This is a genomic window from Stenotrophomonas nematodicola (assembly GCF_009467805.1).
GTDB lineage: Bacteria > Pseudomonadota > Gammaproteobacteria > Xanthomonadales > Xanthomonadaceae > Stenotrophomonas > Stenotrophomonas nematodicola.
The window spans coordinates 1-7,127 of record NZ_WIAY01000013.1; the positions used below are offsets into that span (position 1 = coordinate 1).

Consider the following 7,127-nt stretch of genomic DNA (forward strand, 5'->3'; position numbering starts at 1 on the left):
ACAACGAAGAACGGCCTAAGCGGGCTCTTGGCGGGCTGACGCCCGCCCAGTACGCCGCACAGTTGGCTGGAAAGAGAGATACCATCAGCACCGGACTCTAAACCCGCCCACTACTCAAGCCGGGGGGGCGTCGGGGGGTATGGTTGTTGGTCATGAGGGAGTGCATAAATGGGACAGCATGCAGCCCGGCGCCCGGCCGAGTTACTTTCCTGCAACAGGCATTGAACGAATGGTGACGGAACTAAATGCTTATGGCATGAGCTCCGCGATGGCGAATGCATTAGGCATTAGGAATGCCTACAATCAACCTGGAATGTCGCTCGCGGATCGACGGCGAGCTATTTGGGATGGTGTAAACCGCTCTTGGGAAGGAGCCTGTGCGAGTGGCGGCGGCGGTTGCTCTGGATATGAGCCATGAATAAATTTGCCATCGCCTTCGTGGGTATTTTACTGACCAGTTGCTCGAACTCTCCAATAGAAGATCCCTACTGTAGAGCAGTTCTATCGAGCGTGCCAACGCGCGAGCTGCCTGTGCGGGATGTATACATCTACGGAACACTTGAGCATGGAACAATATTAATAAATCCATCGTGCATGCAGCCCGTCTTTAACTTCTACAGTTTTCAGGGGGCGATTTCTCCCGCAGATGGCGCTGTAGGCCGGATTCGCGAGTTCAACAAGAGGGTGTACGATCAGCCTGCCGCCGCAAGCGGTCTTTTCAAAATTAGCGGAACCCTTGACGTCCATCCAGAATCAAGGCTTGTTGAGCTCAATGATGTGTATGAATTCAACGAAGTTGATGAGGCAGAGGCAAGGCTCGTAATTGGTAGACTTCGCCAAAGTCGCGATGAAACGCCTAGGCCTCCGCCCCGCCGCTCAAACGCTGTCGACTCCCTGTAGTTCACTGCCCTGCTGAGTTGAAGTGGCTTGTTCGTGACTGACCCACCACCTGAAAGCTGGTGCGACGCCTTGTTTGATGGCCGACGTTTCAGGATGCTGACCGTCGTCGACCACTCTACCCACGAGTACTTGGCCACCGTAGTGAACCAATCGATGCGAGGGGGGCATGTGGCTGGCAGGCATGAACTATCCCAGCCTGGCGACCTGCAACACCGAGGCCATCATTCCCAGCGGGCGTGCTGCATGGCGTGGTTACGACGTGCGTAACCGGCCGGTACACCTTCGATTCCCTGACGGCAATGGCAATACGGACTGGTCCTATACGCCGGACGGTCTGCCATCGCAGCTGATGGTGTTGAACGATGCCGGCACCACGGTGGCGTACAACCACTATGCATACAACAAACGCCGCCTGCTGACCGTTGAGCGCTCGGCGCAGCCGGGGTGGTACGACTGGCCCATCGCGTACAGCTACAACGCCAACGGTCACCTGGCCGGCCAGGTCTGGCCCAGCGGGCTGGCCGTGGACTACGCCCCTGATGCGCTAGGTCAAGCCGCGCGGGTGGGCAACTTCGCCAGTGGCGTACGCTACCACGCCAATGGCGGCATCAAGCAGTTCACCTATGGCAACGGCATCGTGCATTCGATGCAGCAGAATGAGCGCCAACTGCCGGCGCGCACCACCGACAGCGGCGTGCTCGATTTCGATACCCGTTTCGACCCGAATGGCAACGTCAGCGACATCTTCGACCTGGCGCTGGGGCCGTTCTACAACCGCCACATGTACTACGACGGCCTTGACCGCCTGGTCGCGGCGGGATCAAACAATTTCGGTGGAGACTCCTGGCATCGCTTTACCTACGATGCGCTCGACAATCTGAAGAGCTGGACGCTGCCGGGCGTCAAGGATCATCACTACTGGTACGACAGCCGCAACCAGCTCACCAACGTACGCGATGGCGTGGGCAACACCGTGATGGGGCTCACCTACGATCCGCAAGGCAATCTGCAGGCCAAGAACGGCATCAGCCACAGCTTTGACCTGGGCAACCGCTTGCGGGAGGTCACGGGTAGTCAAAGCTATCGTTACGATGCGTTGGGACGCCGGATACTGACCTTTACTCCCGGTGCCGGGAGCGTACTTTCCCAGTACGCGCAGGACGGCCGTCTGGTCTTCCAGAGCGACGGACCCAAGGGGTTGGGTCGGGAGTTCGTGCACCTTGCGGGCAGCCTGATCGCGCAGCGTGAGTACAACGCGGCAGGCGCAACCATCACCTACCTGCATACCGATGCGCTGGGAAGTCCGGTGGCAAGTACGAACCAAGCGGGTGTGGTGGTCGAGCGGACGCACTACGAACCCTATGGTGCGCCAATCGGCAAGGTGGTGGACGGTCCGGGGTACACCGGGCACGTCATGGACGGGGCTACCGGACTGAGCTACATGCAGCAGCGGTATATGGATCCGCAGTTGTGTGTGTTCCTGAGCGTGGATCCGGTGACAGCGTATGCAAAGCCTTTGGAGCAGTTCAATCGGTATCGGTATGCAAATGGAAATCCGTACAAGTTTACTGATCCGGATGGCCGAATCGTTGAGACTGCTTGGGATGTAGCAAATGTGGCAATGGGAGTGGCTAGCGCCTATTCCAACTTCAGCGAGGGGAATGCTGGTGCCGGTGTCGTCGATTCAATCGGTGCAGTCGTGGATACCGTTGCTGCTGTGCTACCCGTTGTGCCCGGGGGTGCAGGCACCGCGATCAAGGCGATCAGAGGGTTCGAGAAAGCCGCTGACGGTGCGCGTACCGGAGGGAGGGTAGGAGAAGGCTTTGATTCTGCGAGACGGGAGGCGTTTGAGAAGGCTGGGATGAATGACCCAAGCAACGTATCCTTCTCAAAGGTTGACGAGAAGACGGGTACAGTTGTGGAGTTCAAGGGGGAGGGTGGGGCGAAAATTGCATACGATGGACCCCATGCAAGTCCAGGGCCGAACCATGATACTCAGCACATAAGCTGGCAGTCGGCAGGCAAGAGGGATGAAGGTGGTGCGCAGCGAGGAAATATCCCATATTCAGGGGGAGCGTCATCCATCAAGGCCGGATAGGAAAGACCAATGAGCGTGCAGGATAGTAGTGCTGTAGCGACGGCCAGGAAGATTTGTTCGCTTGGGTATGAGAGCGTTTCAGAAGTTTCTGATGCGGAGGCGCTGCTTTCGAGTCTGGTCGACGTGCATGGGATTGATTCGGAGCGGCAGTATTGGTGGGAGTCCTTGAAGAATGCCGGGTCGCTGAACTACGGCGAATCAGGTGGTGGATGGAAGGAGCGAATTTCGGCGCTCCTGGCCGATATGGGAGATCCCATATTTCTCGTCGTCACTGATGATGAGCCTTCGCCGTGGCCGGTGCTGAGAATCGAGCATGGTGCGGAGCTGGTGAGATTGCTTGGCGAAATGCACTTCTTTGAGTATTTCGTTTTCTCGCGGGATTGCGATAAAGTATTCTTTGATACTCACGATAATTCTCTGATCTGGTCGCCATAGCGCGGAGGTCGTTGAGAGGCGCGGGACGCACGCCTGCGTGTCCGGCAGAGTTCAGCTTGAGGTGTAGTGGTGGGCTCGCCCGCGCCACCTACCGACGGGCGCACGTATCCGTGGCTGACGTCCACCAACTAGATGCTCTCGTGTCTGCCCACGTTGAAGAGCGGGCATGCCGGTGAAGGCTTCCTCGCCCAGGCGCCTGACGGGAGCAAATATAACTTCGACTGGATGGTGGTGACGCCGGTCGAGCCCTTCGCCAAACCCAAGATCGAGCTGGGGCAGGTGGTGGCAACGGGCAATGCCAGGAAGATCACCTACTTTGACGGGCTCCTGCGCCCGGTGATCACCCAGGAGTACGATGCTGCAGATCAGGCGGGTACCCAGCGGCTGCAGAAGTTCACCCATGACGCCGATGGGCGCGAGACGTTCGCGTCGTATCCGGCTAGTGCATTCCCCGTGCCTTCGAAGGGAACGTGGAAGAGCTACGATGCGCTCGGGCGGGCGACGTCCAGCGAACAAAGCAGCGAACTTGGCCCGCTGGTCAGCACCACGCACTACCTGGCCGGTGGCCAGGTCAAGACGGTCAATCCGCGTGCGCAGCAAACGCTGACCCGGTATCAGATGTTCGGGCAGCCGTCCTACGATACGCCCGTATCGATTCATTCTCCTGAAGGAGCGGTCACCGAGATCGTGCGCGACCTGTTCGGCAAGCCGCAGGCCATTACCCGTCGAAGCGCCGACGGCAGCCAATCTGTCACGCGGCATTACGTCTACTCGCCCAATCAGCGGCTGTGCAAGACCGTGGAGCCGGAAACCGGCACCACGCTGATGGACTACGACGCTGGCGGCAACCTGGTCTGGTCGGCGGCCGGCATGAACTATCCGAGCCTGGCGACCTGCAACACCGAGGCCATCATTTCCAGCGGGCGTGCTGCATGGCGTGGTTACGACGTGCGTAACCGGCCGGTTCGCCTTCGATTCCCTGATGGCAATGGCAATACGGACTGGTCCTATGCGCCCGACGGCCTGCCATCACAGCTGATGGTGTTGAACGATGCCGGCACCACGGTGGCGTACAACCACTATGCATACAACAAACGCCGCCCGCTGACCGTTGAGCTCTCGGCGCAGCCGGGGTGGTACGACTGGCCCATCGCGTACAGCTACAACGCCAATGGTCACCTGGCCGGCCAGGTCTGGCCCAGCGGGCTGGCCGTGGACTACGCACCTGATGCGCTTGGTCAGGCCACGCGTGTGGGCAACTTCGCCAGTGGCGTGCGCTACCACGCCAACGGCGGCATCAAGCAGTTCACCTATGGCAACGGCATCGTGCACTCGATGCAACAGAACGAGCGCCAGTTGCCCGCACGTAGCACGGACACCGGTGTGCTCGATTTCGACACCCGCTTCGATGCGAATGGCAACGTCAGCGACATCTTCGATCTGGCGCTTGGGCCGGTCTACAACCGGCATATGTACTACGACGGTCTTGATCGACTTGTTGAGGCAGGATCCCACGGCTTTGGCGGGGATGCTTGGCACCGCTTTACCTACGACGCGCTCGACAATCTGAAGAGCTGGACGCTGCGCGGCGTGAAGGATCACCACTACTGGTACGACTCCCGCAATCAGCTCACCAATGTGCGGGATTGGGCAGGCAATACCGTCATTGGGCTCACCTACGACGTCCAGGGCAACCTTCGGGCCAAGAATGGCGTCACTCACAGCTTCGATCTGGGCAACCGGCTGCGCGGGGTGGTTGGTAGCGAAACCTATCGCTATGACGCGTTGGGGCGTCGCGTTCTTGCCTCCTCGCCAACGGCGGGGAATGTGCTTTCCCACTACGCCCAAGATGGTCGCCTGGTATTCCAGAGCGATGGGCGCAAGGGTGTCGGCCGGGAGTTCGTGCACCTTGCGGGCAGCCTGATCGCGCAGCGTGAGTACAACGCCGCAGGCGCAACCATCACGTACCTGCATACCGATGCGCTGGGAAGTCCGGTAGCAAGTACGAACCAGGCGGGTGTGGTGGTCGAGCGGACGCACTACGAGCCTTATGGAGCGCCGATCGGCAAGGTGGTGGACGGGCCGGGGTATACCGGGCACGTCATGGACGGGGCTACCGGGCTGAGCTATATGCAGCAGCGATACATGGATCCGCAGCTGGGTGTGTTCCTGTCGGTTGACCCAGTGACCGCGTATCAGCAGCCGGTGGGGCAGTTCAATCGGTACCGGTACGCCAACAACAATCCGTACAAGTTTACTGACCCAGATGGGCGGCAGAGCGTCGTCGCATGCGCAATGAACCCCGCAAACGCGGCTGTATGCGCGGAGGCGGGAATGGTCACAGGAAGCGGGGCGGGAGCAGGCGCAGGAGCAGGAGCAGGAGCAGGAGCAGGAGCAGGTGGTGCCAGTGGAGGTCGTGGCGTTATCGCCGCAATATTGGCTGTCATAGGCCTGGACCGTCTTGTTCAACGCTCCGATACCGTAAATTCTGCTGCCGACAAAATCAAGGAGGTGACTTCGCCATCCACAGGATCCAAGTCAGGTAATGGTGATGTGCATCCTGGCGGTGCGGACGCTGCAGACGCAGCGTGGGGTAGTATCGAAGGCGTCGGAGATACGAAGCGCTATGAGGATCGACATGGGAACGTCACTGAGGTAAAGAGCTTGAAAGGTGGTGGTGTGGCTGACAAACATACAAGCACAAAGAGTGATCATAAAGGTGCGCCAACCATCAAAATCCGTGATTCAGATGGTAATGTTATTCAAACCACTCGATATGAGAAGAGTTCATGAGTGCTGCTCAGGATGGTGGAGTAAAAGACTCAATCGAGGATCTGTTGAGTTTTTCAGATTTTCCAGGATTTCCATTCAAGGACAAGACGTGGTTGGGGATTTTCTTGAATCGTGACCTTTATGGTGCTCCTGGGGTTCCGAGGGCGGTTTTTGATAGTCTTGTCTTCGGACTTGGTTTGCGAGGTGCGATGCCGTTGAAGTTTGTACCGGCGCTGACGTCGCCAGTTGGGGTCGAATGTTTCCCGTGGACTGAGTTGAGTGACTGGTGTGACTATGTGAAATTCATTGATCGTATTGATTTTTGCCCGGAGTATTATCTTGTTTCAAGGGATTTCTCCGTTCTTCTATGGTTTGATCCTGAGGCGGTTGTTGTGGGTGGCGATGCGTCGCTGATAAGCGAAGTTGCCCAAGCTCTTGGTGGCATGGAGTGTTTGGCGCAGCAATCTGCGAGAGAGTTTGGTGTTGAGTTGGACGACGGCAGGTCTGATGTCGCCGCGTTCATCAGAGAAATTTCGGGCTTGGTTTAATGGGCGGAACCGAATAAGCCCACCAATGGTGGGCTTGCTGATCGTTATGGCGTCGGCAACGTAGCGGCGGTGGCGCGTCGAGGATCGTCGGTCCAACAGGTGCTGAGGTTGCGCCGCTGGCATAGGGCGTAGGCATCCTGGCCGAGCAGCCGACGGGTCTTGGCCAGGTTGGCGATGGAAACGCGTTCCCGGCGAAGGTCAGGTGGTTGTGGCGCACCCGGAACTTGGCGCAGGTGAGGCGGGTTCCCCCCCGTTTTCACGGACACTTGTAAGAAGGCCGATTCAGGCCATGAGGAGTGTTCATGTCGAAGCGAAGGAAGTTCAGCGCCGAGTTCAAGCGTGGTGCGGTTGAGCAGGCAAGCCAGTCGGGTGTG

Annotated in this window: 6 protein-coding genes; all 6 read left to right on the top strand. The window is 58.6% G+C overall.

The window, feature by feature from the left end:
• Positions 1-414: 414 nt before the first annotated feature.
• Positions 415-900, top strand: coding sequence for a hypothetical protein (locus GDJ08_RS19885; RefSeq protein ID WP_153165568.1), 486 nt, complete (start codon positions 415-417; stop codon positions 898-900).
• A 181-nt stretch (positions 901-1,081) separates the two neighbouring features.
• Entirely contained in the window at positions 1,082-2,998 is a 1,917-nt protein-coding gene (locus GDJ08_RS20395; protein ID WP_206147405.1) for a polymorphic toxin type 47 domain-containing protein, read from the top strand.
• A 9-nt stretch (positions 2,999-3,007) separates the two neighbouring features.
• Positions 3,008-3,433 carry a hypothetical protein gene (locus GDJ08_RS19900; protein ID WP_153165569.1) on the top strand — a complete coding sequence of 142 codons (426 nt, stop codon included), beginning with the start codon at positions 3,008-3,010 and terminating at the stop codon, positions 3,431-3,433.
• 132 nt (positions 3,434-3,565) lie between these two features.
• Positions 3,566-6,226, top strand: coding sequence for an RHS repeat domain-containing protein (locus GDJ08_RS20295; protein ID WP_153165570.1), 2,661 nt, complete (start codon positions 3,566-3,568; stop codon positions 6,224-6,226).
• Entirely contained in the window at positions 6,223-6,753 is a 531-nt protein-coding gene (locus tag GDJ08_RS19910) for a hypothetical protein (protein ID WP_153165571.1), read from the top strand. The genes GDJ08_RS20295 and GDJ08_RS19910 overlap by 4 nt, the downstream gene beginning before the upstream one ends.
• Positions 6,754-7,055: 302 nt before the next feature.
• Positions 7,056-7,127: transposase (locus GDJ08_RS20400; RefSeq protein ID WP_324616691.1), on the top strand; the 72-nt coding region annotated here is incomplete at its 3' end.

Bases quoted from the DNA above. Each gene is read 5' to 3' on its own strand.
- GDJ08_RS19885 (WP_153165568.1), top strand. From the start codon at position 415: ATGAATAAATTTGCCATCGCCTTCGTGGGTATTTTACTGACCAGTTGC.
- GDJ08_RS20395 (WP_206147405.1), top strand. From the start codon at position 1,082: ATGAACTATCCCAGCCTGGCGACCTGCAACACCGAGGCCATCATTCCC.
- GDJ08_RS19900 (WP_153165569.1), top strand. From the start codon at position 3,008: ATGAGCGTGCAGGATAGTAGTGCTGTAGCGACGGCCAGGAAGATTTGT.
- GDJ08_RS20295 (WP_153165570.1), top strand. From the start codon at position 3,566: ATGCTCTCGTGTCTGCCCACGTTGAAGAGCGGGCATGCCGGTGAAGGC.
- GDJ08_RS19910 (WP_153165571.1), top strand. From the start codon at position 6,223: ATGAGTGCTGCTCAGGATGGTGGAGTAAAAGACTCAATCGAGGATCTG.